At 69.1% G+C, this 23,619-nt stretch carries 28 protein-coding genes and 2 pseudogenes; 13 read left to right on the forward strand and 17 right to left on the reverse strand.

Translation table 11 applies throughout. The annotated features are described in order from the left end of the window. Positions 1 to 116: 116 nt before the first annotated feature. From ACQY9P_RS02200 to ACQY9P_RS02230, 7 genes are all read right to left on the reverse strand, one after another. On the reverse strand, positions 117 to 626 hold the full coding sequence (locus ACQY9P_RS02200; protein ID WP_421736887.1) for a phage tail tape measure protein: 510 nt from the start codon (positions 624 to 626) through the stop codon (positions 117 to 119). Further along, on the reverse strand, positions 623 to 805 hold the full coding sequence (locus tag ACQY9P_RS02205; protein ID WP_421736886.1) for a phage tail assembly chaperone: 183 nt from the start codon (positions 803 to 805) through the stop codon (positions 623 to 625). The genes ACQY9P_RS02200 and ACQY9P_RS02205 overlap by 4 nt, the downstream gene beginning before the upstream one ends. After that, positions 802 to 1,086, reverse strand: a complete 285-nt coding sequence (locus ACQY9P_RS02210) for a GTA-gp10 family protein (RefSeq protein ID WP_421736885.1) — start codon at positions 1,084 to 1,086, stop codon at positions 802 to 804. The genes ACQY9P_RS02205 and ACQY9P_RS02210 overlap by 4 nt, the downstream gene beginning before the upstream one ends. A gap of 132 nt (positions 1,087 to 1,218) precedes the next feature. Further along, positions 1,219 to 1,635, reverse strand: a complete 417-nt coding sequence (locus ACQY9P_RS02215; protein WP_421736884.1) for a phage major tail protein, TP901-1 family — start codon at positions 1,633 to 1,635, stop codon at positions 1,219 to 1,221. 159 nt (positions 1,636 to 1,794) lie between these two features. Continuing rightward, a complete protein-coding gene (locus ACQY9P_RS02220; RefSeq protein WP_421736883.1) occupies positions 1,795 to 2,184 on the reverse strand; it encodes a DUF3168 domain-containing protein in 390 nt (129 codons plus the stop codon). Beyond that, positions 2,181 to 2,450, reverse strand: coding sequence for a head-tail connector protein (locus ACQY9P_RS02225; RefSeq protein ID WP_421736882.1), 270 nt, complete (start codon positions 2,448 to 2,450; stop codon positions 2,181 to 2,183). The genes ACQY9P_RS02220 and ACQY9P_RS02225 overlap by 4 nt, the downstream gene beginning before the upstream one ends. Positions 2,451 to 2,596: 146 nt before the next feature. Further along, a complete protein-coding gene (locus ACQY9P_RS02230; protein ID WP_421736881.1) occupies positions 2,597 to 3,817 on the reverse strand; it encodes a phage major capsid protein in 1,221 nt (406 codons plus the stop codon). 179 nt (positions 3,818 to 3,996) lie between these two features. Between ACQY9P_RS02230 and ACQY9P_RS02235 the strand changes: the two genes are divergently transcribed. Then, positions 3,997 to 4,362, forward strand: a complete 366-nt coding sequence (locus ACQY9P_RS02235; RefSeq protein ID WP_421736880.1) for a bleomycin resistance protein — start codon at positions 3,997 to 3,999, stop codon at positions 4,360 to 4,362. Here the strand turns inward: ACQY9P_RS02235 and ACQY9P_RS02240 are convergent. The 3 genes and pseudogenes from ACQY9P_RS02240 to ACQY9P_RS02250 all read right to left on the reverse strand — a co-directional run bounded on the left by ACQY9P_RS02240 (position 4,336) and on the right by ACQY9P_RS02250 (position 6,363). Beyond that, positions 4,336 to 4,758, reverse strand: coding sequence for an HK97 family phage prohead protease (locus tag ACQY9P_RS02240; protein WP_421736879.1), 423 nt, complete (start codon positions 4,756 to 4,758; stop codon positions 4,336 to 4,338). The genes ACQY9P_RS02235 and ACQY9P_RS02240 overlap by 27 nt on opposite strands. Continuing rightward, positions 4,755 to 5,003, reverse strand: a complete 249-nt coding sequence (locus ACQY9P_RS02245) for a hypothetical protein (RefSeq protein ID WP_421736878.1) — start codon at positions 5,001 to 5,003, stop codon at positions 4,755 to 4,757. The genes ACQY9P_RS02240 and ACQY9P_RS02245 overlap by 4 nt, the downstream gene beginning before the upstream one ends. A gap of 149 nt (positions 5,004 to 5,152) precedes the next feature. Continuing rightward, positions 5,153 to 6,363, reverse strand: a pseudogene (locus ACQY9P_RS02250) (phage portal protein). A gap of 190 nt (positions 6,364 to 6,553) precedes the next feature. Here ACQY9P_RS02250 and ACQY9P_RS02255 point away from each other — a divergent pair. Further along, positions 6,554 to 6,895, forward strand: a complete 342-nt coding sequence (locus tag ACQY9P_RS02255; protein WP_428151625.1) for an endonuclease domain-containing protein — start codon at positions 6,554 to 6,556, stop codon at positions 6,893 to 6,895. Between the two features lie 109 nt (positions 6,896 to 7,004). Here ACQY9P_RS02255 and ACQY9P_RS02260 read toward each other — a convergent pair whose 3' ends face one another. Together ACQY9P_RS02260 and ACQY9P_RS02265 are read right to left on the reverse strand one after the other, a co-directional pair. Next, positions 7,005 to 8,120 (reverse strand): DNA-packaging protein, encoded by a 1,116-nt coding sequence (locus tag ACQY9P_RS02260; RefSeq protein WP_428151064.1) that lies wholly within the window; start codon positions 8,118 to 8,120, stop codon positions 7,005 to 7,007. A gap of 52 nt (positions 8,121 to 8,172) precedes the next feature. Beyond that, entirely contained in the window at positions 8,173 to 8,598 is a 426-nt protein-coding gene (locus ACQY9P_RS02265; protein ID WP_421736875.1) for a hypothetical protein, read from the reverse strand. 436 nt (positions 8,599 to 9,034) lie between these two features. Here ACQY9P_RS02265 and ACQY9P_RS02270 point away from each other — a divergent pair, with 436 nt between their 5' ends. Beyond that, positions 9,035 to 9,274 (forward strand): hypothetical protein, encoded by a 240-nt coding sequence (locus tag ACQY9P_RS02270; protein WP_421736874.1) that lies wholly within the window; start codon positions 9,035 to 9,037, stop codon positions 9,272 to 9,274. 118 nt (positions 9,275 to 9,392) lie between these two features. Further along, complete coding sequence (locus ACQY9P_RS02275) at positions 9,393 to 9,914, forward strand: DUF1993 domain-containing protein (protein ID WP_421736873.1); 522 nt, start codon at positions 9,393 to 9,395, stop codon at positions 9,912 to 9,914. A 170-nt stretch (positions 9,915 to 10,084) separates the two neighbouring features. On the opposite strand, the gene ACQY9P_RS02280 is transcribed toward ACQY9P_RS02275, so the two are convergent. Beyond that, positions 10,085 to 10,573, reverse strand: coding sequence for a YcgN family cysteine cluster protein (locus tag ACQY9P_RS02280; RefSeq protein WP_421736872.1), 489 nt, complete (start codon positions 10,571 to 10,573; stop codon positions 10,085 to 10,087). 54 nt (positions 10,574 to 10,627) lie between these two features. Here ACQY9P_RS02280 and ACQY9P_RS02285 point away from each other — a divergent pair, with 54 nt between their 5' ends. Both ACQY9P_RS02285 and ACQY9P_RS02290 read left to right on the forward strand, forming a co-directional pair. Next, positions 10,628 to 12,763: a PBP1A family penicillin-binding protein gene (locus tag ACQY9P_RS02285; RefSeq protein ID WP_421736871.1), complete on the forward strand. Its 2,136-nt coding sequence runs from the start codon at positions 10,628 to 10,630 to the stop codon at positions 12,761 to 12,763. 86 nt (positions 12,764 to 12,849) lie between these two features. Then, complete coding sequence (locus ACQY9P_RS02290; protein ID WP_421736870.1) at positions 12,850 to 13,623, forward strand: SDR family NAD(P)-dependent oxidoreductase; 774 nt, start codon at positions 12,850 to 12,852, stop codon at positions 13,621 to 13,623. A gap of 120 nt (positions 13,624 to 13,743) precedes the next feature. Here ACQY9P_RS02290 and ACQY9P_RS02295 read toward each other — a convergent pair whose 3' ends face one another. Continuing rightward, a complete protein-coding gene (locus ACQY9P_RS02295) occupies positions 13,744 to 14,622 on the reverse strand; it encodes an oxygenase MpaB family protein (protein WP_421736869.1) in 879 nt (292 codons plus the stop codon). Between the two features lie 100 nt (positions 14,623 to 14,722). Between ACQY9P_RS02295 and rutB the strand changes: the two genes are divergently transcribed. The 5 genes and pseudogenes from rutB (at position 14,723) to rutA (ending at position 18,103) form a co-directional block, all read left to right on the forward strand. After that, the gene (gene rutB, locus ACQY9P_RS02300) at positions 14,723 to 15,460 is read left to right on the forward strand and encodes a pyrimidine utilization protein B (RefSeq protein ID WP_421736868.1); all 738 of its coding nucleotides are present in this window, start codon (positions 14,723 to 14,725) and stop codon (positions 15,458 to 15,460) included. A gap of 183 nt (positions 15,461 to 15,643) precedes the next feature. Beyond that, the gene (gene rutC / locus ACQY9P_RS02305) at positions 15,644 to 16,033 is read left to right on the forward strand and encodes a pyrimidine utilization protein C (protein WP_421736867.1); all 390 of its coding nucleotides are present in this window, start codon (positions 15,644 to 15,646) and stop codon (positions 16,031 to 16,033) included. 4 nt (positions 16,034 to 16,037) lie between these two features. Then, positions 16,038 to 16,844 carry a pyrimidine utilization protein D gene (rutD, locus tag ACQY9P_RS02310; protein ID WP_421736866.1) on the forward strand — a complete coding sequence of 269 codons (807 nt, stop codon included), beginning with the start codon at positions 16,038 to 16,040 and terminating at the stop codon, positions 16,842 to 16,844. Beyond that, positions 16,845 to 16,957: pseudogene (locus ACQY9P_RS02315) on the forward strand (hypothetical protein); the annotation flags it as partial. Between the two features lie 87 nt (positions 16,958 to 17,044). Continuing rightward, positions 17,045 to 18,103: a pyrimidine utilization protein A gene (gene rutA, locus ACQY9P_RS02320; protein ID WP_421736865.1), complete on the forward strand. Its 1,059-nt coding sequence runs from the start codon at positions 17,045 to 17,047 to the stop codon at positions 18,101 to 18,103. 126 nt (positions 18,104 to 18,229) lie between these two features. Here rutA and ACQY9P_RS02325 read toward each other — a convergent pair whose 3' ends face one another. Beyond that, positions 18,230 to 18,733 (reverse strand): FKBP-type peptidyl-prolyl cis-trans isomerase, encoded by a 504-nt coding sequence (locus tag ACQY9P_RS02325; RefSeq protein ID WP_421736864.1) that lies wholly within the window; start codon positions 18,731 to 18,733, stop codon positions 18,230 to 18,232. A 263-nt stretch (positions 18,734 to 18,996) separates the two neighbouring features. Here ACQY9P_RS02325 and ACQY9P_RS02330 point away from each other — a divergent pair, with 263 nt between their 5' ends. Further along, positions 18,997 to 19,128: a hypothetical protein gene (locus ACQY9P_RS02330; RefSeq protein WP_421736863.1), complete on the forward strand. Its 132-nt coding sequence runs from the start codon at positions 18,997 to 18,999 to the stop codon at positions 19,126 to 19,128. 39 nt (positions 19,129 to 19,167) lie between these two features. Here the strand turns inward: ACQY9P_RS02330 and ACQY9P_RS02335 are convergent, their stop codons facing one another. After that, a complete protein-coding gene (locus tag ACQY9P_RS02335; RefSeq protein WP_421736862.1) occupies positions 19,168 to 20,409 on the reverse strand; it encodes a cell wall hydrolase in 1,242 nt (413 codons plus the stop codon). Positions 20,410 to 20,415: 6 nt separating this feature from the next. Continuing rightward, complete coding sequence (locus ACQY9P_RS02340) at positions 20,416 to 20,895, reverse strand: Dps family protein (protein ID WP_421736861.1); 480 nt, start codon at positions 20,893 to 20,895, stop codon at positions 20,416 to 20,418. Between the two features lie 79 nt (positions 20,896 to 20,974). Here ACQY9P_RS02340 and ACQY9P_RS02345 point away from each other — a divergent pair, with 79 nt between their 5' ends. After that, positions 20,975 to 23,356: a PAS domain S-box protein gene (locus ACQY9P_RS02345; RefSeq protein ID WP_421736860.1), complete on the forward strand. Its 2,382-nt coding sequence runs from the start codon at positions 20,975 to 20,977 to the stop codon at positions 23,354 to 23,356. The last annotated feature ends 263 nt before the right edge of the window (positions 23,357 to 23,619 follow it).

Consider the following 23,619-nt stretch of genomic DNA (forward strand, 5'->3'; position numbering starts at 1 on the left):
TGGGGGAAGGGTCGGGGATGGGGGTGACACCCTGTCCGAACGGACGCGGCCCGCGTGAAATCCACCGCCCCATCACCCCCAACCCTGCCCTTCCCCCATCGAGGGGGAAGGGTTCTTCATAACCCCCTCGCCCCCAGGCTCACCGCCCGCGCCAGCGCCTGGGCCAGTTGCGCGTCCGACCGGGCCAGGCCCGCCGCGTCGCCGCCAGAGACATTGACCGTCACCGAAACACCCCCGCCGCCCAGCGGCTCAATGCTGCCGGCCGAGGCGGGGCGAAACACCTCCGGCCCGCGCTCGCCGACCAGATAGGCGCCGCCGCCGGTCACCGGGCCGCCATCAGCTCTCGCGCCCGAAAACACCCCCGACACCGCCGCACCCAGCCCGCCGCCCTTGAGAGCCGCGCCCGCCGCGCCGATCACCGCCCGCGCCAGCTCGGCCAGCGACACCTCGCCGTCGGCCGCCGCGCGGGCCAGGGACTGGACCAGGCTGGATCCCGCCCGGGCGAAGGCCTGGTCGATGGCGCTGGCCGCCTTTTCGGCGGGCGCCTTCAGGCTCTCCAGAGCAGCAGCCGCCTCGGCTGTCTTCGCGGGAAGGCTCGAGAGGCCGTCGTCGTTGAAACCGCTCATGCGGGGATCTCCTGATCGGGAAAGCGGGCGACCAGGGCGTCCAGGCCCGGCCGGGTCAGCACCGGCGCGGCGGGCGCGTCGGTCAGGGCCCGCCACTCACGCAGCGAAAGGCGCCAGAAGGCCTCGGGCGGGACGCCCAGCCGGACGGCCAGACGCAGGGCGTCGCTCCAGGCGTTCACGCGCTGGCCGCCAGGGCGGCGGCCACGGCGGCGACCGCCTCCGGCACGGTGACAGGGTCGGTCAGCCCGGCCGGCTCGCCCCCGCCGTCCAGCAGGGCGGCCAGCACGGCCATCAGCTCTCGGGCCGACAGGGTCTCCATCCGGGCCGGCAGCTCGCGCCAGTCGGCCAGGTTCAGCGCGCCCTCAATGCGCGCCAGGGCGCCCAGGGTCAGGCACAGGCGGCGCGGGACGCCGGCCAGGAGCGCGACGATTTCGCCGCGGGCGGGGTTGGGGGGTGGCATTTTGGGAGCGCCTTTCAAGTCCTCCCCCTGAAGGGGAGGTGTCGCGAAGCGACGGAGGGGGAAGTCGGCCGGCTTGGGATCACTTCCCCCTCCGGCCCGTTCGGGCCGCCTCCCCCATCAGGGGGAGGACTGTCAGATCGCCGTGAACGTCAGCGCGCCCGCCGACGCGAGGCTCAGCGCGAACGCCGCCTCGCCGTCGTGGTCGCCGGCATATTCCAGGGCCGCCACCAGGAACGGCCCTTCCAGCTGGCCAAAGTCGGGGATGATCAGCCGCCAGGTCCTGGCGGACTGGTCGAAGAAGCTCTGGCGCACCTGGGCGTCGGAGGCGGCGTCGCGGAACACGCCCGCGCCCGACACCGCGCACGATCGCACGCCGGCTCCGGCCAGCAGTTCGCGCCAGCGGCCGGCGCTGTCGCCGTCAGTGGCGTCGATGGTCCTGGCGTTGAGACTGATGGTCCGGGCCCGCAGGCCCGCGACGGTGACGAAGGTCGGGGTGGGCGCCCCGTCGCTGATCTTCAGCAGGATATCCTTGCCGGCTTGTGCGGCCATGGGTGGGCTCCAAATCTGCTCCCTTCCCCCTTGGATGGGGGAAGGCGGGGATGGGGGTGGAAGAGGTTCAGGAGGAGGCGCGGCCGGCGTGAAATCCGCCGACGGTGTCACCCCCACCCCTGCCCCTCCCCCATCCAAGGGGGAGGGGTTCATTCAGGGTCAGGCCGGCTCGGTCACCGCCCGCACGCGCACGATGCCGAGGGTCAGCTCGCGGTCGGCGGCGGGGAAGACGTCGGCATAGGCGACGCGGAGGTTGACCAGTCGCCGACCGGCGATGGTCGGGCGGGCGTCGTGGATCGCGGCGCGGACGGCGGCGACCACCGCCCTGGCCTCCTCCGGTCCGCCGAACCTGGAGACACAGGTCAGGGTCAGCAGGTGCTCCAGCACCTCGCCCTCGACCACGCGGCTCTCGGTGCGGCTGACGGCCAGGCAGGGATAGGTCGGCACGCGGGGGGCGCGGGCGTAGATGCGCTGGCCGAGGATGGCGGTGACGGCCGGCGCGGCCTTGAGGGCGGCGACGAGGCCGTCGGCCAGGGCTTGATCGCTCACAGGCGAGCCTTTCGGTAGGGGGCCAGCCACGGCTCGACCAGGCTGAGCGGCGGATCGCTCGCGTCGCGCTGGGCGTAGGCGTGGGCGACCAGGGTCAGGATCGCCAGGCGCAGCGGCGCCGGCGCGGCGGGGGTCAGGGTCAGGCCGGCGGCGGCGGCGACGCGGGCCTCGGCGGCGTCGATCATCAGGGTGACCAGGGCGTCTTCCGAGGTGTCGGCCACGCGCAGGAAACCCTTGGCTTCCGCCAGAGTCAGGGATTGGGGCATGTGGGGGTCTTTCTGAAATCCTCCCCCCAGCGGGGGAGGTGTCGTTCCGACAGGGACGACGGAGGGGGAAGTTCAGCGGACCGTCAGCGGCCCCTTCCCCCTCCGGCGCTTCGCGCCGCCTCCCCCTTCAGGGGGAGGACTTGCGCCTACGAAACCGCGAACTTCAGCAGCTTCACCGCGTCGAAGTTCTGCACCCCGCCGCCGACGCGCTTGGTGGTGTAGAACAGCACGTGCGGCTTGGCCGAGTACGGGTCGCGCAGCACCCGCACGCCGGCGCGGTCGACGATCAGGTAGCCCTTCTCGAAGTCGCCGAACGCCACCGAGACGCTGCTGGCGGCCACATCGGGCATGGCCTCGATCTCGGTGACGGGGAAGCCCAGCAGCGACGCCGACTGGCCCGGCTGCAGGGCGGCGTTCCAGATGTAGTTGCCCTGCGCGTCCTTGAACTTGCGCACCGCGCTGACCGTGCGGCGGTTCAGCACAAAGCGGCCGTTCTGACGGTACTGGGCCTTGGTGGAATAGATCAGGTCGATCAGCTTGTCGGTCGGGTTGCTGGCCGGCCAGCCGCCCGCGACGCCGGTGGCCAGATAGCCGACCTGGCCCCAGGTGTAGGAGGCGTCCGGCGCGGCGGTGTAGGCCAGCAGGCCCTTGGGCTTGTTGACGCCATCGCCGCTGATGAAGGCCGTGGTCTCCTGGGCGGCGAAGGCGTCCTGCACCTCCTCGGCCAGCCACTCGTCGATGCTGACATAGGCGTCGTCCAGCAGGGCCTGGGTCGCGGCCGGGCTGGCGTAGAGCTCGCCGGCCGGGAAGTCGATCACGTCCAGCGTCGGGGCCGTGGTCTCGGGACGGGCGGCGGTCTCGGCCACCCAGGCGGCGGCCAGGCCAGCGGGCGACACCGGCTTGCGGAACGTGCCGGCGCCGATGGTGCGCACCTGGCAGATCTCGCGCATCGGGCTGGTGGCCGCCAGGCGACGCAGGATCAGCCGCTCCAGCTCCGGCGGCGCCACATAGCCGCCGGCCGTGGCCGTGCCCTCGGAAAGGCCCTTGGCTTCCAGCAGCAGACCGGGCGTCTCGCCGGTCTTGATGTAGCGGTCGAAGGCGGCCTTGCGCTCGTCCACCCGCGCCAGCGGCGCATCAACGCCAAGAGAGGGTCTACGGCTGTCGGCCAGCACCCGGTCCAGGCGGTCCTGGGCGCGGCTGACGGCCTCGTCGATACGGCTGACCTTCTCCTCCAGCAGCACGTCGGCCCGCTTGGTCTCGATGGCCGAGAGGCGCTGGTCGTTGGCGGCCTTGAAGGCCTCGAACGCGGCCAGCACCTCATGCATCATCGCGCCCGGCGAAGCCGGGGCGTGTTTGGTCTCTTTCATGGAGTTCTCCGGTTTGTGGAAAGTCCTCCCCTGAAGGGGGAGGTGTCGCCCCACCGGGGCGACGGAGGGGGAAGTCGGCCGGCGGGGATCACTTCCCCCTCCGGCCCTTCGGGCCACCTCCCCCTTTGGGGGGAGGATCTTGGTTGCGCGGCCCAGCCCGTTCAGGCCAGGCTGGCGAAATGACCGATCACGCCACGCCCAACCTGCCGTCCCGCGACTTCGAGACCACCGCCCGCTTCTACGCGGCGCTGGGGTTCGTGCAGGGCTGGCGCGACAAGGGCTGGATGATCCTGACGCGCGGATCGCTGACGCTGGAATTCTTTCCGTATCCGGAACTCGACCCGGCCAGCAGCTCGTTCGGATCGTGCCTGCGGCTCGACGATGTCGACGGCTTCTACGCGGCGTGCGTAGCCGCCGGCCTGCCCGAGACCACCAAGGGCTGGCCCCGCCTGCACCGGCCAAAGCTGGAAGCCAGCGGCCTGCGCATCGGCGCCCTGATCGACCCGGACGGCTCGCTGCTAAGACTGATCCAGAACCCGGACTAGGCGGGCGCCGGGCAGCATCGGGAAGGTGACGATCGAGACCTCCCACAGCTCGACACGCCCCAGCACCCGCAGGCGCCCGTCCTGCCGCGCCTTCACCTGGCGAAAGCCGATGGAGAGGCCGTCCAGCGCGCCGGCCTCGACCAGAGCGGCGACGAGGCGACCGCGCGGGGTCGAGCGCAGGATCCGTCCACGGACGAACAGGCCCTTGGCGTCCTCGGCGATCTCGTCCCAGACGCCGACGGGTTCGGCGTCGTCGTGCTGGTGCAGCATCTTGACGCCCGCCGCGCCGCTCGCGGCCAGGCTGCCCTCGAAGGCGCCGGCGGCGGTGACGTCGTCATTGAGGTCGCGGGTCCAGAACAGCGAGGCGTAGCCCTCGATCTTGAGGTCATCCGTCATCGGTCGCGCTCCAGCTTGGCTTCAATACGGTCCAGCGCCGCGCGGCTGGCCGAGGCCTGCTCTTCCAGCCGGGCCAGGCGTTCGGCGACGGGGGCCTGGGCGTTGAGGCGGCTCTGCATCTCGTCGATCCGGGCCGAGGCGCGTCCGGCCCACATCAGGGCGGCGGCGGCCTGCAGGGCCACGGCCACGATCAGGGCGACCGAGATCTGGCGGTCGAGCCGCCAGCGGTTGGGGGTGGTTGGCATGGGTGGGATGCTCTCAAAAGTCCTCCCCCTGAGGGGGGAGGGGTCGCCCCATCGGGGCGACGGAGGGGGAAGTCGGCCGGCGGTGGATCACTTCCCCCTCCGGCCCTTGCGGGCCGCCTCCCCCCTCAGGGGGAGGACTTTTCGCGGCACTAACCGTCCAACCCCGCCAACCGCCGCCGCTCCTGCGGCGTCAGAAAGCTCGCGCCCTCCAGCCGCGCCCACAGGGCGTCGCGTTCGGCCGACAGGGCCGGCACGGCGTCGAGGTCCGGCGCGATCCGGGCATCGGGGAACTTGACCGCCAGCCACGCGGTCATCGCCCGCGCCGCCCGCTCGACCAACGGCACCACCGTGTGGCGCCAGAAGGCGGCGTTGGCCTCGCGATAGTTGGCGTAGGTGGCGTCGCCGGGGATGCCCAGCAGCTGGGGCGGCACCCCAAAGGCCAGGGCGATCTCGCGGGCGGCGGCGTGCTTGCCGTCGGTGAAGTCCATCTCGGCCGGGCTCAGCGACATGGCTCGCCAGTCCAGGCCCCCTTCCAGCAGCAGCGGCCGGCCGGCGTTGGCGGCGCCGGAATGGACCGAGGACAGCTCGGTCTTCAGCCGGTCGAACTGCTCGTCGGAAAGCCGGTCGCCGGCCTCGCGGTTGGAATAGACCAGGGCGCCGGACGGCCGGGCGCTGTTGTCCAGCAGGGCCTTGTTCCAGGCGCTGGAGGCGTTGTGCACGTCGATGGCGAAGGCCGCGGCCTCCAGCGGCGACAGGCCGTAGTGGTCGCTGGTGGGGTTGAACAGCTTCAGGTGCAGCACCGGCAACCAGCCGTCGGCGTCGCGCCCGATCCGCGCCGTCTGCCCGCCGGCCTGGTAGTCATAGGCCAGCGGCCAGCCGCGCGGGCCGGGAACCAGGGTCATGCGATCCGGGCGCAGGGCGTAGAGCTCGCCCGGCGCCTCGCCCTCCCCGGCCGCTTCCAGATAGGCGTTGCCGGCCGTCTGCAGATTGCCAAAGAACGCCTCCATCAGGTCGGGGCCGCCCTGTTCGGGATTGGGCGTCTTCAGCAGCTTTTGCAGCGGGTGATCGGGGGCGCGCTGGCCGTCCGCGAACACGATCAAGGGCGTGGCGGCGGCGGCCTCGGCGATCATCCGCACGCAGCGATAGACGACGGGGTTCTTGGCGAAGCCCTCGCTGGCCAGGGCGGCATAGTCGCGCGGCGTCCACTGGGGCCGGCCGCCGGTGGTCAGGGCGATCAGGCGAGCGGCGCGGGAGTCTTTCACCTCGCGCTCGGACTGGGGCGGGCGGGGTTTTCGGAACAGGGGCATGGAGCCTCGCGGTTGAGAACAAATAAGGAACATGTTAGGGTTGAACGATCCAGGTCCTCCCCCTGAGGGGGGAGGCGGCCGGAGGCCGGTGGGGGAAGACCGCATTGAGTCAGCAGTCACTTCCCCCTCCGTCGGCTGCGCCGACACCTCCCCCGCTAGGGGGAGGACTTGGGGGAAACGGAGAGGGTTATGAAGAGACCTGAAAAGCCGCCCATCGCTCGCGCCCGATCGCTCCGGCGGGAGATGTCGCTACCCGAAATCCTGTTGTGGTCTGAGCTGCGCGGCGGTCGGCTGGGCGGCCTCAAGTTTCGCCGACAGCATCCCTTTGGTCCCTATGTTCTGGACTTCTACTGCGCCGAAAAACGGCTGGCGGTAGAGGTCGACGGTGAGGCTCACGCTCACGAAGACCGACCCGAACAGGATCGGATCAGGGACCAACGTCTCTCCGAGAACGGGGTCATAACCTTGAGAATTCCCGCGCGTGACGTGCTCCAGTCCGTGGACAGCGCCATCGCCGTCATCCGCGAAGCCCTCTGGCCCTGGCGCCCAAATCCTCCCCCCAGAGGGGGAGGTGTCGGCCCGTAGGGACGACGGAGGGGGAAGTATACACAAAGCAGGATCCAGGTTCCGGATCGGCCCCAGCCACTTCCCCCTCCGGCGCTTCGCGCCACCTCCCCCGCTAGGGGGAGGATCTTTAAAGCGCCCGCAACCTCGGCGCCCCCGCCACCCCCAGCATCAGCTCACTCACCGCCCAGACCAGCGCATCCGCGCGGTCGGGACTGTGCCCCAGATCCCCGGTCCCCAGGGCCATCAACTCCTCCTCCAGCGCCGGGAAGGCGCCGCAGTGAACCACGCGGCCCTGTTCGTAGAGGGCCGCCACCGGTTCGGCGCGAGCGCGTTTGCCGACCGAGGCGCGGACCAGTTTGACCGCGCAGGGCGGGTCGGCCTGGACCAGCACCGCGCGCACCATCTCGCCGCCCTGGTTGGCCTCGGCGACAAGAGCCTGGGCGTCGAAGGCGCGGGCGGCGTCCACCGCCTGGCGGGCCCAGCCGTTGGGCGACAGGCCCTTGGCCGAGCGGTCGGCCAGCACGAAGGCGCGGTCGCCCAGGCGGCCCACCACCACGATCCCGCAGGCGTCGCCCGTGGCCGTGGCCGGCGGATCGACCGCCACCACCACCCGGTCGAAGCGCGCGGGAACAGCGCCGCGGCAGCGGGCCAGGTCCTCGGCGCGGAACAGGCCGCCCTCGTCCTCGACGATGACGCCGTCCAGCTCCTGGGCCGCCAGCCGCGTGCCGCCGTAAAGGGCGTGCAGGGTCGACAGGAAGGCCGGCGCCAGGTTCTCGGCGTTGGCCGCCGTGCCGGCCCGGGTGACCGCGACGCCGGGCTCGGCGATCAGGGTCTTGAGCGCCCGGATCGGCCGGGGCGTGGTGGTGACCACCAGCCGGGGATCCTCGCCCAGGCGAAGGCCGAACCGCAGCATGGCCAGGGTCTCGGCGGGCTTTGGCCAGGCGCAGAACTCGTCGGCCCAGGCGGCGTGGAACTGCGGGCCGCGCAGGCTGTCGGGGTCTTCGGCCGAGAAGGCGTAGGCGACGGCGCCGTTGGGCCAGACCAGGCGTTTGCGCGATGTCTCCCACCGGGGTTGGAAAGCCGGGCCGCTCATGGCCCGCAGGCCCGAGGGCCCGTCGATCATCACCTCGCGCACATCGTGCAGGGTGGCGCCGACAAGGGCCAGATTGGAATGGGTCAGGGCCTGCCAGACCATCCAGCGGGCGCCCGCGAAGGTCTTGCCCGCGCCGCGTCCGCCCAGCATCAGCCACGCCGACCAGTCGGTGTGTTCGGGCTGTTGCTGGTGCAGCGCCGCCTTAGCCAGACCGACGCTGAGGAGCGCCCGCCGGTCCTCGTGACTCAGGGGCGCGAGCGCCTCGATGAGGATCGCCTCCCTCTCGGCGCTTGAGCTCGATAAGGTCAGCAACGCCGCTGATCTGGGTGACAAGAGCGGCCTGAAGCTCGGCCGGATCGTCGGGAATATCGTCATGCATGGGGGCCTCTTCCTCAGGCGCCGGCTGTGCGGGTTTTCGGGCGACAGGCTTGTCTTCGGGAACCATGACCACGATGGCCCGCGTGGTGCGGGCGTGCGTGCCATAGGTCTCCGCCTTGCGCTTGGACAGCACCACGACGGCGACCTCGGTCGCGGTCCTGGTGATCTCCCACTCGCTGTCCATTTCCTTCATGAGCCGGGCCTGGTGCATCTCGCCCCATTCCCGAACTCCCTCGCTTTTTCCGGCCATGACACAAAGATACGGGAGCAGCGGGCGCCTCTGATCCAGAGACGCGAGAAAGTTTTAGAGCATTGATTTCGTTGGATTCGATTCGCTGTACGCAGAGGATAGAGGGCAGCTTATCCCCGTAGTCGGGCTCGACGAGCCCACCTTTGACAGCTTGCTCGGCCGCCTCATGGCAGGAGACCAACCGAACTACGGCGATGGAACCCGATGTGAGTAAATGGGAGAATTTTCGCGCAATTGTTGAATTGACCGATTAATTCCCGCCATTAGTGTCCCCATGGGGTGTTAGACTCCGGGGGAAATCAAAATGTTCAGGAAGCTTATAGTGGCCAGCGTTTGCGCTGGGCTGATGACGGGTTGCGCCACGAGTTCTGACAAAATCAGCTCTAGCTACGTGTCTCCACTTACCTATTCAAACTATGACTGCGACCAGATCCGAATGGAACTTATGCGGGTCTCCGCCAAGGTCCAGGAAGTGGCCGGTTCGCAGAACAAGCAGGCCAAGAACGACAAGATTGCGATGGGTGTAGGCCTGGTCCTGTTCTGGCCCGCGCTGTTCTTCCTGGCGGGCAGTGACAAGAAGGACGAACTGGCGAACCTGAAGGGTCAGTACGACGCCCTGGGCACCGCCGCGATCGAGAAAAAATGTCCTGTCGCCAATGAGATGAAGAAGACCTAACGGTCTTTGCGGGCCGCCCTTCCCCTGACCAAAGCGGGAAGGGCGAGGCCGCTCGGCCTATTGACCTGCGCACCCAGCGCAACGAATTCTGCGGCGCTTTCAAACAGAACCCCCGAACATGACCCTGCACGCCCTCGCCGTCCCCACCTTCGTCCAGATGCTCAACGGCCTGTCGGGCCAGCTCGACAAGGGGGCTGAACTGGCGCGGGCCAAGGGGTTCGACGCGGCGGTGCTGGTCAACGCCCGCCTGGCGCCCGACATGTTCCCGCTGTCGGCCCAGGTGCGGTTCACCTGCTTCCAGGCCACCGACGCCGTCGCCAAGCTGACCGGCCTGACGGGCCCCGGCATGCCCGAGGGCGAGGCCAGCCTGGAGGACCTCAAGGCCCATGTCGCCGCCGCGATCGCCTTCGTGGAAAGCGTCCCGGCCTCGGCCTTCGACGGGGCGGAGACGCGGACCACCACCCTGAACCTGCCGGGAAATCTGGTGTTCGAGATGACCGGGATGCAGTTCCTGCGCGACTGGGCCCTGGCCCAGTTCTACTTCCACGCCGTCACCGCCTACGACATCCTGCGCCACAACGGGGTGGAGCTGAGCAAGCGGGACTATGTGGCCCACGCGCTGGCGTATCTGAAGGCTTAGGGGCTGTGGATAACTTTTGAGATTGTGCGCCTTCCCTCTCCCCTTGCGGGAGAGGGTGGCCCGCGACAGCGGGTCGGGTGAGGGGTCGCGCGGGCCCTTCCGACAGGGTTTTCAACCCCTCATCCGGCGCTGCGCGCCACTTTCTCCCGCAAGGGGAGAAGGAAAACCCCTCAATCCTCGTCCGGGTCGTAAATCTCGTCGCCGCGATCCTTCATCAGGTCCAGGGCCACGAAGTCCATGGCGTCCTCGGCCTCGACGAACGACAGCTCGCTGACGGTCTGGTCGCGGATCGAGATGCCCTGCTTGCGGGTGCTGTCGGGGTCGCCCGTCACCAGCGGGTGCCACATCGGCAGGGGCTTGCCCTCGTGCAGGCGGCGATAGGCGCAGGAGGGGGGCATCCACTCCAGGTCCTCGATATTGTAGGGGGTCAGCTTGATGCAGTCGGGCACCGTCTTGCGGCGGTTCGCATAGTCCTTGCAGCTGCAGCGGTGCTCGTCGAACAGCTGGCAGTGCACGCGGGTGGGAATGACCTCGCCGGAATCTTCGTCTTCGAAGCGAACCAGGCAGCAAAGCCCGCAGCCATCGCATAGGCTCTCCCACTCGGGGACGGTCATCTGCTGGAGAGACTTTGTCTCCCAGAAAGGTTTGCGCGGCATCATCCGCGCGTCCTAAACCGGATTTAGGCTGAGACCAAACAGGGCCGTACCGAAACCGTGAACGACTGGACGCTTCCCCCGTACCGTTTCGAAGAAGGTCCCAAGCCGCCGCCGACTCCGGAGGCGGCGTTTGGCGCGTCCGCGCCCCCGCCGGAAGAGCCGCCGCCCGAGCCTCCGGCGCCCGAACCTGAACAGCCGTTCCGCGCCGACCTGAAGCACCAGAAGGCCAGGCGGCGGGGCTGGATCCTGCCCACCCTGCTGGTCGGCCTGCTGCTGGGCGTGCTCACCGCGGGCGGCGGGGCCGGCTATGTCTGGTGGAAATATCTGCGCGACACCCCCGCCCTGCCCACCCGCGAGGCCCTGTTCGCGGTCAACCGCGCGCCCGGCATCCGCTTCGAGGACAAGAACGGCCAGGTGATCGCCACCCGGGGTCCGCGCTATGGCCAGCGCATCACCCTGGGGACCGTGCCCAACTATGTGCCGCTGGCCTTCATGGCCGCCGAGGACCGCCGGTTCTACAAGCACGGCCCGATCGACCTGCAGGGCATCGCCCGCGCCGCCTGGGTCAACTTCAAGGCCAAGCGCACCGTGCAGGGCGCCTCGACCCTGAGCCAGCAGTTGGCCAAAGGCCTGTTCCTGACCCCCGACCGCACCGTCAAGCGCAAGCTGCAGGAAATGGTCATGGCCCGGCGCCTGGAGCAGGTGCTGACCAAGGACGAGGTGCTGGAGCTGTACCTCAACCGGGTGTTCTTCGGGGCCAACACCTTCGGCGTCGACGGGGCCAGCCGCACCTATTTCGGCAAGCCGGCCAGCGAGCTGACGCTGTCGGAAGCCGCCCTGCTAGCGTCCCTGCCCAAGGCCCCCTCGCGCCTGGCCCTGAACCGCGACATGAGCGGCGCCCTGGCCCGCTCGCGCCTGGTGCTGGCCAATATGCGCAAGGAAGGCTGGATCACGGCGGAGCAGGAAAGCCGCGCGCTGGACGACACCCCGCGCCTGTCGCCGATGGCCGTCCAGAACGAGGGCGACTATGGCTGGGTGCTGGACTACGCCACCACCGAGGCCGTGCGGATCGCCGGTCAGAACGCGCCCGACCTCGTCGTTCGCCTGACCATCGACCCCCTGCTTCAGCGGCAGGGCTCCGAGGTCGTCCGCCAGACCATGGCCTTCGACGGCGAACGCGGCGGCGCCACCCAGGCGGCCCTGCTGTCGCTGTCGGCCGACGGCGCCATCCGCGCCATGGTGGGCGGGACCGACTATATCGAAAGCCCCTTCAACCGCGCCGTCCAGGCCCGTCGCCAGCCGGGCTCGACCTTCAAGCCGTTCATCTACGCCGCCGCCCTCGACCGGGGCGTGCTGCCCACCGACATCCGGGTGGACGAGCCGGTGAAGTTCGGCGAATGGGCCCCGGAAAACTACGGCGGCGGCTATCGCGGCCCGATGACCGTGGAACAGGCCCTGGTCAATTCGACCAACACCATCGCCGTCAAGCTGGGCCAGGAGGTCGGCGGTCCGGCGATCGGCGAGCTGGTCCGGCGGTTCGGAATCACCAGCCTGCCGCCCAATCCCGACCTGTCGGTCGCCCTGGGCTCCTATGGCGTCAGCCTGCTGCAGATGACCTCGGGCTTCCAGGTGTTCCAGCAGGGCGGAAACCGCATCGAGCCCTACATCATCGAGAGCATTTCCAGCCAGGGCGGCGCGCCGATCTTCGCCCGCCAGGCGCCGGCCCCGCTCAGCGTCTATGACGTCGGCCGGGCCAGCATGATGGTCAAGATGATGAAGAAGGTCGTCACCGAGGGCACCGCCCGGCGCGCCGCCTTCGGCCGTCCGGCGGCGGGCAAGACCGGCACCAGCCAGAACTGGCGCGACGCCTGGTTCGTGGGCTTCACCCCCGACTACGTCACCGGCGTCTGGGTGGGCAACGACAACGAAAAGCCCATGAACAAGGTGGTCGGCGGCGACATTCCGGCCAGCATCTGGCGGCGGTTCATGATGGTGGCCCACCAGACCCTGGCGGTGCGCGACTTCGACTGGCTGCTGCCCGATCCCATGCCCGAAAGCGAGCCCGACCCCCGCAACGGCTACTACGAGACCCTGGCCGCCGAATTCGCCCGCGCGGCCTCGGACCTGGACGCGGAGGCCAATCCGCCGCCGGTTCCAGAGGGACAACCGGCGCCGGCCAATCTGCCTTACTGAGCCCTCAAGCGACCTAACGGCGCCCTCGACATCCCCGGCCCTGCCCGCCACCCTCCCCGCCAACGACAAACGGGGAGCCCACCGCCATGACCGACCAAACCCTTGCTCACCAAGCCTTGGCAGGCCGCATCGTGCTGGTCACCGGCGCCTCCTCGGGCATCGGGGCGCATCTGGCCAAGGCCGCCGCCGCCGCCGGCGCCAGGGTGGCTCTCGCCGCCCGGCGCACCGACAAGCTGGCGAGCCTGGTGGCCGAGATCGGCCCCGCCGCGTCCGCCTTCGCCATGGACGTCGAGGACGAGGCCTCGGTGATCGCCGCCTATGACGCCATCGAGGCCCAGTTGGGAACGCCGGACTCGGTGATCGCCAATGCCGGGATCAATGTGGAAGGCCTGGCCCTGGACCTGGCCATCGAGGACTTCGACAAGATCCTGTCGGTCAACACCCGGGGCATGTTCCTGACCGCCCGCGAAGGCGCGCGGCGGATGATCAAGGCGGGCAGCGTCCAGAGTGGCCGGGGCCGGGTTCTGCTGGTCGCCTCGATCGGCGCCCATCAGGTGCAGCCGGGCCTGACCGCCTACTGCACGTCCAAGGCCGGCACGGCCATGATGGGCAAGAGCCTGGCCCGCGAATGGGCCCGCAAGGGGATCAACGTCAACGTCCTTTGCCCCGGCTATATCCGCACCGAGCTCAACAGCGACTGGTTCGACCAGGAAGGCGGCCAGAGGCTGGTGGCGAGCTTTCCGCGCAAGCGCCTGATGGCCGAAAGCGACCTGGCCCCCACCGCCATGCTGCTGTGCTCGGACACCTCGGCGGCGATCACCGGGTCGGTGTTCACGGTCGATGACGGGCAGACGCTGTAGCGTAGGTCCTCCCCCCAGCGGGGGAGGTGTCGGCGCAGCCGACGGAGGGGGAAGTTCGGCCTGAGTGGGTTCACTTCCCCCTCCGGCGCTTCGCGCCGCCTCCCCCTTCAGGGGGAGGACTTACCGCCGCCGATAGAGCCAGTCCCCCGGCAACCCCATCCGCATGCACGCCTGGGCCGGCGGCGCCTCCAGCACCGCGATCCGGTCGGACACCCGCCCCGCCAGCCGGATCATCGGCAGCTCCAGCGGCCTTGGCATCCACTCGCGCCCCAGGCCCAGCCGCTCGCGAACCTCCGGCGGAACCAGCCCCACCGCCGCCCGGATCAGCGGGCGTTGCAGGCGGCTGACCGGACCCGGCGCCAGCCGCGTCTCGCGCATCAGCCCCAGGAACTCCAGCACGATCTCCGACCGCTCCAGACGGGGAAGCATGGCCGCCAGCTGGCCCTCCCATTGCGCCCGCGAGGTCGGCGCGCCGGCCGCCCCGTATAGCCGCGCGGCGGGAGCGGCCTCGGCGTAGAAGCGGTCCTTCTCAGCGTCCGACAGAGGCGAAACCAGGGTGTGATACGCCTCCAGGAAACTGAAGCTGGCGGTGGCCTGCACCCAGTCCAGCAGCTCAGTGTCGGTGGCGCGATAGGCGGTTCCGTCCGGCGTCGAACCGGCGACCCGGGCGTGCTGGCGCCCGACTCCGGCGATCATCTTTTCAGCGACCGACCGCGCGCCATAGACCGTGACCATGGCCGCAAGACCGGTGCGCTTCAGGCGGGTCAGGGGATCGGTGCGGAAACTCGAGTGGTCCCAGACGCCCGAGCGCACGCGGGGCTCGGCCAGTTCCAGGATCACCGCCGTGATCCCGCCGACGAAGAGCGCCACCGGGTTCTTGAACACCCACCACGACACCGAATCCGGCGCCGCCAGGGCCGGCTCGCCGGCAGGCGCGGTGAAGTCGATGCGCGGCCCGCCGGGCGTTTCGATCAGGTTTCGGACGGATCGTGTCAGCATGGCCCTTAAACGCGCGAGGCGGGCTTGACGAACGGGGCGCGGGTCGCCGTCATGGTTGATCCGGTCTCCAACGCGCGTCGCGCTTCCAGGATGGTATGGCATGGCTTCCGACCCCGACAAGGCCAGCGCGCGCATGACGCCCTTGTCGCCCAACACCGTCATGCTGCCCGCGCGGCCCGAGCCGATCCCGGTGGATCCCAAGACCACCGCCGTGATCGTCATCGACATGCAGAACGCCTATGCCTCGCCGGGCGGCTATCTGGACCTGGCCGGGTTCGACATCAGCGGCGCGGCCGGGGTGATCGAACAGATCGCCGGGATCCTGCCCGTGGCCCGCGCGGCTGGCATGCAGGTGATCTTTTTCCAGAACGGCTGGGACGACCAGTATGTGGAAGCCGGCGGTCCCGGCTCGCCCAACTGGTGGAAGTCCAACGCCCTGAAGACCATGCGCGCCCGGCCCGAACTGCACGGCAAGCTGCTGGCGCGCGGCCAGTGGGACTATGAGCTGGTCGACGCCCTGAAGCCCGAGCCCGGCGACATCCGCCTGCACAAGACCCGCTACAGCGGCTTCTTCAATAGCCAGTTGGACAGCGTGCTGCGGGCGCGCGGCATCAGGCACCTGGTGTTCGTCGGCATCGCCACCAATGTGTGCGTGGAGTCGACCCTGAGGGACGGCTTCATGCTGGAATATTTCGGCACGGTGCTGGAGGACGCCACCCATCAGGCCGGCCCAGACTTCGTGCAGAAGGCGGCCCTGTTCAACATCGAGACCTTCTTCGGCTGGGTCTCGACGACGGCGGACTTCAAGGGGGCGTTCGGGCAAATCCCTCCCCCCTAAAAACTCCGCTCTCCCCGGCGACACGCCAGTGCGGCGAAGCCAACGCCGGGGCCCAGATCGAACCCGCGAAAGTTTGAAACGACGGACCGGCCGTAAGGCGCGAACACCCCAAAGGCCCAGGATGAATCTGGGTCCCGGCCTTCGCCGGGAAGAACGGATTTAAAGAGCAAGAGGACACGAAAAATGCCCAAGACCGTCATCACCCCGCCCGGCACCGGTACGCCGATCGCGCCGTTCTCGCCCGGCACGCTGGCCGACGGGATCGTCTATGTCTCGGGCACCCTGGCCTTCGACAAGGACAACAATGTCGCCCATGTCGGGGACGCCGAGGGCCAGACGCGGCAGGTGCTGGAGACCATCAAGTCGGTCATCGAAACGGCCGGCGGCACGATGGAGGACGTGACCATGAACCACATCTTCCTGACCGACTGGGCCAACTACGCGACGATCAACAAGGTCTATGCCGAATACTTCCCGGGCGACAAACCGGCCCGCTACTGCATCCAGTGCGGCCTGGTGCGGCCCGACTTCCTGGTCGAGATCGCCAGCGTCGCCCACATCGGCAAGCGCTAGCGGCATGATCGTCTCAGGGACCGTGGACGGCCTCCATTACGAACAGCACGGCGGCCCGATCGCCGGGCGCGAGGTCGTGCTGATGTCCTCGGGCCTGGGCGGGTCGGGCGTGTTCTGGGCGCCGCAGATGGACGCCCTGACGGCGAAATATCCGGTGGTGCTGTACGACCATCGCGGCACGGGCCGCAGCGCGCGCGAGCTCCCCTCCCCCTACGCCGTTCAGGACATGGCCGATGACATGGTCAAGGTCATGAACGCCCTGGGCCTGGAGCGCGCCCACGTGGTGGGCCACGCGGCCGGCGGCAATGCCGGCCTGGCCCTGGCCCTGAGCCATCCCGACCGCCTGGGAAAACTGGTGGTGGTCAACGGCTGGTCGCGGCCCGATCCGCACATCCGGCGCTGTTTCGACACCCGCATCCATCTGCTGAACGACAGCGGGGTGCAGGCCTATGTCCACGCCCAGCCGATCTTTCTGTATCCGGCGACCTGGCTGTCGGAGAACCATGCCCGGCTGCAGCTGGAAGAGCCCCACCACGTGGCCGGCTTTCCGCGGCGCGAGGTGATGCTGGCCCGCATCCAGGCCCTGCTGGACTTCGACATCGACGAGGACCTGCCCCGGATCCCGCACCCGGTGCTGGTCAGCGCCAGCAGCGATGACATGCTGGTTCCGGTGACCTGCTCGCAGCGCCTGGCCGACCGGCTGCCCAACGCGGAACTGCAGGTCGCGCCCTGGGGCGGCCACGGGTTCACGGTCACCGATCCGGAGACGTTCAACGCGGCGTTGCTGGGCTTTCTGGAGGGGGACGGATGAAATCCTCCCCCTGACGGGGGAGGTGGCGCGAAGCGCCGGAGGGGGAAGTCATCCCACCCCGGCCAGCTTCCCCCTCCGTCGGCTTCGCCGACACCTCCCCCGCTAGGGGGAGGACCTGAACAGCACGACCGTCGGCGCATCCGGCGGTCCCGGCTTTCGCCGGGATGACATTCTAAAGTGAAAGAAGGGGCGGTAATCCCATGCAGGTCGGCGTCTTCATCCCCATCGGCAACAACGGCTGGCTCATCTCCGAGACCTCGCCGCAGTACATGCCCAGCTTCGCGCTGAACAAGGAGATCACCCTCAAGGCCGAGAAGTACGGCTTCGACTTCGCGCTCTCGATGATCAAGCTGCGCGGGTTCGGGGGCAAGACCCAGTTCTGGGAGCATAATCTGGAGAGCTTCACCCTGATGGCCGGCCTGGCGGCCGTGACCAGCAAGATCAAGATCTTCGCCACCGTCGCCACCCTGACCATCCCGCCGGCCATCGTGGCGCGGATGGCCGCGACCATCGACTCCATCGCCCCGGGCCGCTTCGGGATCAATCTGGTGACCGGCTGGCAGAAGGCCGAATATTCCCAGATGGGCCTGTGGCCGGGCGAGGCCCACTATACCGACCGCTACAACTACCTGGCCGAATACACGACCGTGCTGAAGGGCCTGCTGGAGACTGGCGTCTCGGACTTCAAGGGCCAATATTTCCAGATGGACGACTGCCGGGTCAGTCCGCACCCGCAGGAGACCAAGCTGATCTGCGCCGGCTCATCGGACGAAGGCCTGGCCTTCACCGCGCAATATGCCGACTACAGCTTCGCCCTGGGCAAGGGCACCAACACCCCCACCGCCTTCGCCTCAGTCAACAAACGCCTTGAGGCCGCCGCCGAGAAGACCGGCCGCGACGTGGCCAGCTTCATCCTGTTCATGGTGATCGCCGACGAGACCGACGAGAAGGCCATGGCCAAGTGGCAGCTCTATCGCGACGGGGCCGACCAGGAAGCCCTGGCCTGGCTGACCCAGCAGGCGGCGCCCAACGCCAAGGCCGGCGCGACCACCAACACGACCCAGCTGGCGGCGCCGGAGTCGGCGGTGAACCTCAACATGGGCACCCTGGTGGGAAGCTATGAGAGCATCGCCCGGATGCTGGACGAAGTCGCCGCCGTGCCGGGCACCGGCGGTGTGCTGCTGACCTTTGATGACTTCGTGCAGGGGGTCGAGGACTTCGGGACGAAGATCCAGCCGCTGATGACGTCGAGGAATTAAAGTCCTCCCCCTGAAGGGGGAGGCGGCCGGAGGCCGGTGGGGGAAGACGGCAATGACTCAGTAGTCACTTCCCCCTCCGTCGCCTGCGGCGACACCTCCCCCACTAGGGGGAGGACTTGATCGCCCCTAATCCACCGACAGCATCCCCAGCAGCTTCAGCCTGAACACCATCACGCTGCCGGCCGGGATCGGGCCGACGTCGCGGTCGCCGTAGCCCAGCTCGGCCGGCACATAGAGCACCCACTCGTCGCCGACGTGCATCATCGGCAGGGCCTCCAGCCAGGCCTGGACCAGTCCGTCCAGCGGCATGATGGCCGGCTGGTTGCGTTCGAACGAGCTGTCGAACACCGTGCCGTCCAGCAGCTTGCCCTCATAGTGGACCTTGATGATGTCGCCGATCTTGGGCGACTCTGCGGTCTTGGGGCCCGAGGCGACGATCTTGTATTGCAGGCCCGAGGGCAGGACGACCACGCCCGGCGCCTTGGCGTTGGTCGCCAGGAACAAGGCGCCGGCCGCCACGGCGGGCGACGGGGACGAGGCCGCCGCCGGCGGCGAGACCGGGGCCTGGGCGGCGGCGACACCGCCCGTCAAAAGCGTCAGGCCGGCGGCCAGGGCGGTAAATCGAAGCATTGTTGGACCTGACAAGGAATCTGCACTGGCGGCGAGCCTAAGGGCTCCCCCGGTCGATGCAACCTTTTTGCGTTACAAAAAAGGCAACGTAATCATCGACTTGAGACAACAACGCGGCTGCCTGGGCGAGCAAAGGCCGGGCCCGGGAAGCGTTTCACGGGCACTTGTCGCAAATGTGACAAAGATTAACCAAGCCTTAAGGTCGGTTTTAGTCCACGATGCTTGGAGGATGGCAGTCCAGATCATCAAAAGGGAGGTATGCCATGACCAGACATAACGGCGTCAGCGCCTCTCAGCGCCGCTGGTGGCAGCGTTATCCGATGTTCGGCCTGGCCGCCGGCTGGGTCGTCATCGCCATCGTGATGGCCGGCGCTTCCCAGCTGCGCTTCGCCTGAATTCCTCCCGCCCCCGCGTCCTGAAGACCGCCAGCGCCCCTAGTTGGACGGGATCGGCAGACGCGGCGGACGCGGCTTTGGCGGCGGCTTTGGCGGCGGCGGCGGGGCGGCTTCCACTACGACCGGCGGCTTCTGAGCCTCGGCGGCCACTTCCGGCAGCGCGCCCAGCGACTTGTTGATCTGGTCGATCTCCTCCGGCGTCGGGATGCGGCGGCCGGCGATCGTGCCCTCGAACCTCAGGCGTTCGCCATTGGGCGCCGTCGGATCCTGGGTCACGGTCAGCTGCGCGCCGGGCGTCAGCAGCGTGGGGGCCAGGCCCGCGGCCTGGGCCTGAGCCAGGACATCGGTATTGACCACCTGGCCCGCGGCCAGGGCGTCAGACGGCGCGGCTTCCAGCGTCCGGGCGTCGGCGGCCAGCAGGATGTCGGCCGAGACATCCTCGCCGCCGCCATACCGGCCCTTGAACGCGGCAAGCGTCCCTGACGGGCCCGTCCAGCGATAGAAGATGTGCTGGCCCACCTGGCGCAGCTTGACCAGGGTCGGAGCCCAGTACGGGGCCACATAGCTGGCGTGATAGTGGGTCGCGACGCCCACCTCTTTCATGACGAAGCCGTTCAGCGCCTCGCGGGCCACCGACTCGGCCGTCGCCCACAGGCTGGGGCTGGGCTCGCGCGCCAGCGACCCGTCGCAGGTGAAGCTGAACTGGCATCCCGTGGCCCGCGCGGCGCCTTCATAGATCACGCCGCAGACCGACTTGGGATAGCCCGCGTGCCGCAGGCGGTTCAGCACCGCCTGAGCGACGGCTTGCTGGCCTTTGACGGGTTCAAATCCGGCTTCGTAATAGACCGCCTGGGTCAGGCAGCGCAGGGCCTTGGCGCGATCTGTCGTCGACGCCTTCAGGATGAAGGGCCTGGCCGGCTCGACCGGCAGCGGCGCGACGGGACGCAGGGCGTTGATGATGCGGGCTTCGTCGAAGTCGGGGGCGATATCCCCCAGGCGCGGGATGGACGCCAGGTCGATCCGCTCCCAGCCCCGCACGCGGCCCCAATAGTCGATGTGCGGGCGCGGGTCGTGCCGACGGGCCAGGCTCAGCATGGCCGGATCCATGTTGGCCACATAGCGCCGCAAGCCGTCATCGGTGAAGCTGCGCGCGATCCGCGCCATGCCCGCCTCGCGCCCATAGCCGCTGGGCACATAATAGGTGGCGCAGGCCGACAGGCCGCCCAGGGCCAGAAGCCCCGTGGCGGCCCGAAACAGGCCAGATTGCGGTCGCGGGATCACGAAGGCTTATTTCACGCCCAGGGTCGCGCGGATCATCCAGGCATGCTTTTCGTGGGCCTGCAGGCGTTGGGTCAACAGATCGGCCGTGGCCTCGTCGCCGGCGTCATCGGCGGCAGGGAAAGCCGCGCGGAGGGTGGCGATGACCGTCTCGTTGTCGGTCTTGAGCTCGGCCAGCATGCCCTCCCAATCTTTTTCGGGATCGCCGTCCTTGATGCTGGAAAGGTTTCCGAAGGCCGCATAGCCCTGCGGCGCCAACTCGCCCAGAGCGCGAATGCGCTCGGCGATGGCGTCCAGCGCCGTCCATTCCTCGGTGTATTGCCCCTCCAGCAAGACGTGCAGGGACTGGAAATTAGGGCCCCGAACATTCCAGTGATAACCATGCGTCTTGAGATAGAGCGCGTAGCTGTCGGCCAGCACCTTGTTCAGTCCCGCCGCGATGTCCGAGCGTTGCTTGGAGGACAATCCGATGTTCGGTGTTCCGGCCATGATAATCTCCCGTGTTGCGTGTTCTAGGTAAGCTCGTCCATGCTCTTGGCAAGCCTTGTTTGAGCGGGGAGCAACAAAGGTGACAAGGGACGCCCCATCCGAGGTTTTCGATGAGCGCGGACGGCTCTACGCGCTGATTAGCGCGTGGCTGATCCCGCCGGTTCCGCCGCCTTTCTGGCGTTGCGCCGCGGCGAGCGTCATCGCCGTCGCCGCCGCCATCCTCATGCGTGTCGCGCTGCTGGGCCTCAGCGGCGGGGTGGGCGCGACCCAGCCGTTCTTCCCGGCCCTGGTGCTGGTCACCCTCTATGCCGGCTGGCGCTGGGGACTGGTCCCGATGATCAGCGCGGTGATCTTCGGCTGGTGGCTGTGGGGCGGCCGCGACGGCCAGGGCCTGTCGGACGACGAGATCGCCACCATGGTGATCTTCCTGATCTCCGCGGTCCTCACCACCGTCGTCGCCGAAGGGCTGCGCGGCGCCTTGCAGGGCCTGGCCAAGGCCCGCCGCGAGCAGAACGACGCCGAGACCCGGCTGGAGGTCACCCAGTCGGCGGTCGGCGTCGGTCCGTGGGACTGGGACATCGTCAAGGACATCCTGAACCTGTCACCGGAAGCGCGCCGCAACCTGGGGGCCACGCCCGACGAGCCGATCGACTGGGCGCGAATGTGGGCCCTGTTCCATCCCGAGGACCGCCAGAGGGTCTCCGACACCATCCGCGCCTCGGTGCGGGCCGGCGACGCCTGCGAGGTCGAGTTCCGCCTGGCCGATCTGAGCCAGGGCGAGCGCTGGATCCATGCCCGCGGGCGGATGCTGCGCGACCCGGCCGGTCGGGCCGTGCGGATGGTGGGGGTCAATTTCGACGTCACCGACCGCCGCCGGGACGAGGAACGGCTGCGCGAGAGCGAGGCCCGCTTCCGAAGCCTGGCCGACAGCGCCCCGGCCCTGATGTGGGTGTCGCGGGTGGACGGTCAGCGGCAATTCGTCAACAGGGCCTATGTCGAGTTCGCCGGCGGCGACTACGAGTCGGCGCTCACTCTCGACTGGCGCGGCCGGCTGGACCCCGAAGACCTGCCAGGCATCCTCAAGGGCCAGATCGCCGGCGAAGGGTCGCGCAAGCCCTTCAGCCTGGAGGGCCGCTATCGTCGGGCCGACGGCGCCGTGCGCTGGCTGAAATCGTTCTCCCAGCCCCGTTTCGATCCGAACGGCGACTTCGAGGGGTTCATCGGCATCGCCTTCGACGTCACCGACACCAAACAGGCCCAGGCCGACCTGGCGGGCGTCAACGAACTGCTGGGCGAGCGGGTGCAGGCGGCCATGGCCGAACGCGACGCGGCCCAGGCGGCCCTCTTCCAGTCGCAGAAGCTGGAGGCCATCGGCCAGTTGACCGGCGGCGTGGCCCACGACTTCAACAATCTGCTGACGGTGATCATCGGCGCCCTGGACGTGGTCGAGCGCCACCCCGACGACGCGACGCGTCGCAAGCGGATGCTGGCCGCCGCCCTGGCCGCCGCCCGACGCGGCGAGAAGCTGACCCAGCACCTGCTGGCCTTCGCCAGACGCCAGCCCCTGCGGCCGGAGATCTGCCGGATCGACCGCCTGATCGCCGAAAGCGAGGGCCTGCTGCGCCGCGCCCTGGGCGACGCCTATGGCTTCCACCTGCGGCTGGGCGGCGGCGTGCGAACGGCGCTGATCGACGCCGGACAGTTCGAGGCGGCCCTGCTGAACCTGGTGGTCAACGCCCGCGACGCCACGCCGGCCGGCGGCGAGGTGACCATCGAGTCCCGCCCTGTCACCCTGACCGAGGCGGCCGGCGACCTGGAACCCGGGCCATACCTGCGGATCGCCGTGCGCGACACCGGAACGGGCATGGACGCCGCCACCGCCGCCCGCGCGATCGAGCCGTTCTTCACCACCAAGCCGCCCGGCGAGGGCACCGGCCTTGGCCTGTCGCAGGTCTATGGCTTCGCCCGCCAGAGCGGCGGCACGGTCGAGATCGAAAGCCGTCCCGGCCAGGGGACCTCGGTGGTCATGCTGTTGCCGGTCGCCGACGCCCTGGCCGACAACGAGGCCGCCGACCCGTTCGATCCCGTGGCCAACCCGTCGCCCGCCCGGGTGCTGCTGGTCGAGGACGATCCCGAGGTCGCCGCTCTGGTCGACGCCATGCTGGGCGACCTGGGCCACACCGTGGTGCGGGCCGGCGGCGTGGCCGAGGCCCTGGAGCGGCTGGATCAGGACCAGGCCATCGAGCTGGTGCTCAGCGACGTGATCATGCCCGGCGGCCAGAGCGGCGTGGACCTGGCCGAGCATCTGGCCGCCGCCCGCCCGGGCCTGCCGGTGGTGCTGTGCTCGGGCTATACCGGCGGCGACCAGGGCCGGGCCCGCGCCGGCGACTGGCCCTTCCTGGCCAAGCCGTTCTCGCTGGACAGCCTAGCCCGCGCCCTGACCCAGGCGCGCCCTCACTGAGGGATGATCCTGAACTCCAATTCCCGTTCTCCCCGGCGAAGGCCGGGGCCCAGATCGAACCCCGGAAGGTGGGTGATCGTGGCTTTGCCCGAGAGGCGCATCATCCCCAGGCGCTCAGGCTGAATCTGGGCCCCGGCCTTCGCCGGGGAGACGGGTTTAGGGGATGATCCAACGCCCAGTCATCACGCGGGGCGGGACGCGCCGCAGCACGGCTTGCCACCAGAACCGATCTGGTCGAACAGGGATCAGGGACAATGCAAGCC

The sequence above is a fragment of the Caulobacter sp. genome, assembly GCF_965279145.1.
Lineage (GTDB): Bacteria > Pseudomonadota > Alphaproteobacteria > Caulobacterales > Caulobacteraceae > Caulobacter.

Bases quoted from the DNA above. Each gene is read 5' to 3' on its own strand.
- ACQY9P_RS02240 (WP_421736879.1), bottom strand. From the start codon at position 4,758: ATGACGGATGACCTCAAGATCGAGGGCTACGCCTCGCTGTTCTGGACC.
- ACQY9P_RS02225 (WP_421736882.1), bottom strand. From the start codon at position 2,450: ATGCCCCAATCCCTGACTCTGGCGGAAGCCAAGGGTTTCCTGCGCGTG.
- ACQY9P_RS02200 (WP_421736887.1), bottom strand. From the start codon at position 626: ATGAGCGGTTTCAACGACGACGGCCTCTCGAGCCTTCCCGCGAAGACA.
- ACQY9P_RS02270 (WP_421736874.1), top strand. From the start codon at position 9,035: ATGGAACTTATGCGGGTCTCCGCCAAGGTCCAGGAAGTGGCCGGTTCG.
- ACQY9P_RS02255 (WP_428151625.1), top strand. From the start codon at position 6,554: ATGTCGCTACCCGAAATCCTGTTGTGGTCTGAGCTGCGCGGCGGTCGG.
- ACQY9P_RS02215 (WP_421736884.1), bottom strand. From the start codon at position 1,635: ATGGCCGCACAAGCCGGCAAGGATATCCTGCTGAAGATCAGCGACGGG.
- ACQY9P_RS02245 (WP_421736878.1), bottom strand. From the start codon at position 5,003: ATGCCAACCACCCCCAACCGCTGGCGGCTCGACCGCCAGATCTCGGTC.
- rutD (WP_421736866.1), top strand. From the start codon at position 16,038: ATGATCGTCTCAGGGACCGTGGACGGCCTCCATTACGAACAGCACGGC.
- ACQY9P_RS02330 (WP_421736863.1), top strand. From the start codon at position 18,997: ATGACCAGACATAACGGCGTCAGCGCCTCTCAGCGCCGCTGGTGGCAG.
- ACQY9P_RS02265 (WP_421736875.1), bottom strand. From the start codon at position 8,598: ATGGCCGGAAAAAGCGAGGGAGTTCGGGAATGGGGCGAGATGCACCAG.
- ACQY9P_RS02260 (WP_428151064.1), bottom strand. From the start codon at position 8,120: ATGCTGGGCGGACGCGGCGCGGGCAAGACCTTCGCGGGCGCCCGCTGG.
- rutC (WP_421736867.1), top strand. From the start codon at position 15,644: ATGCCCAAGACCGTCATCACCCCGCCCGGCACCGGTACGCCGATCGCG.
- ACQY9P_RS02325 (WP_421736864.1), bottom strand. From the start codon at position 18,733: ATGCTTCGATTTACCGCCCTGGCCGCCGGCCTGACGCTTTTGACGGGC.
- ACQY9P_RS02230 (WP_421736881.1), bottom strand. From the start codon at position 3,817: ATGAAAGAGACCAAACACGCCCCGGCTTCGCCGGGCGCGATGATGCAT.
- ACQY9P_RS02235 (WP_421736880.1), top strand. From the start codon at position 3,997: ATGACCGATCACGCCACGCCCAACCTGCCGTCCCGCGACTTCGAGACC.
- ACQY9P_RS02275 (WP_421736873.1), top strand. From the start codon at position 9,393: ATGACCCTGCACGCCCTCGCCGTCCCCACCTTCGTCCAGATGCTCAAC.
- ACQY9P_RS02295 (WP_421736869.1), bottom strand. From the start codon at position 14,622: ATGCTGACACGATCCGTCCGAAACCTGATCGAAACGCCCGGCGGGCCG.
- ACQY9P_RS02290 (WP_421736870.1), top strand. From the start codon at position 12,850: ATGACCGACCAAACCCTTGCTCACCAAGCCTTGGCAGGCCGCATCGTG.
- ACQY9P_RS02210 (WP_421736885.1), bottom strand. From the start codon at position 1,086: ATGCCACCCCCCAACCCCGCCCGCGGCGAAATCGTCGCGCTCCTGGCC.
- rutA (WP_421736865.1), top strand. From the start codon at position 17,045: ATGCAGGTCGGCGTCTTCATCCCCATCGGCAACAACGGCTGGCTCATC.
- ACQY9P_RS02280 (WP_421736872.1), bottom strand. From the start codon at position 10,573: ATGATGCCGCGCAAACCTTTCTGGGAGACAAAGTCTCTCCAGCAGATG.
- ACQY9P_RS02340 (WP_421736861.1), bottom strand. From the start codon at position 20,895: ATGGCCGGAACACCGAACATCGGATTGTCCTCCAAGCAACGCTCGGAC.
- rutB (WP_421736868.1), top strand. From the start codon at position 14,723: ATGGCTTCCGACCCCGACAAGGCCAGCGCGCGCATGACGCCCTTGTCG.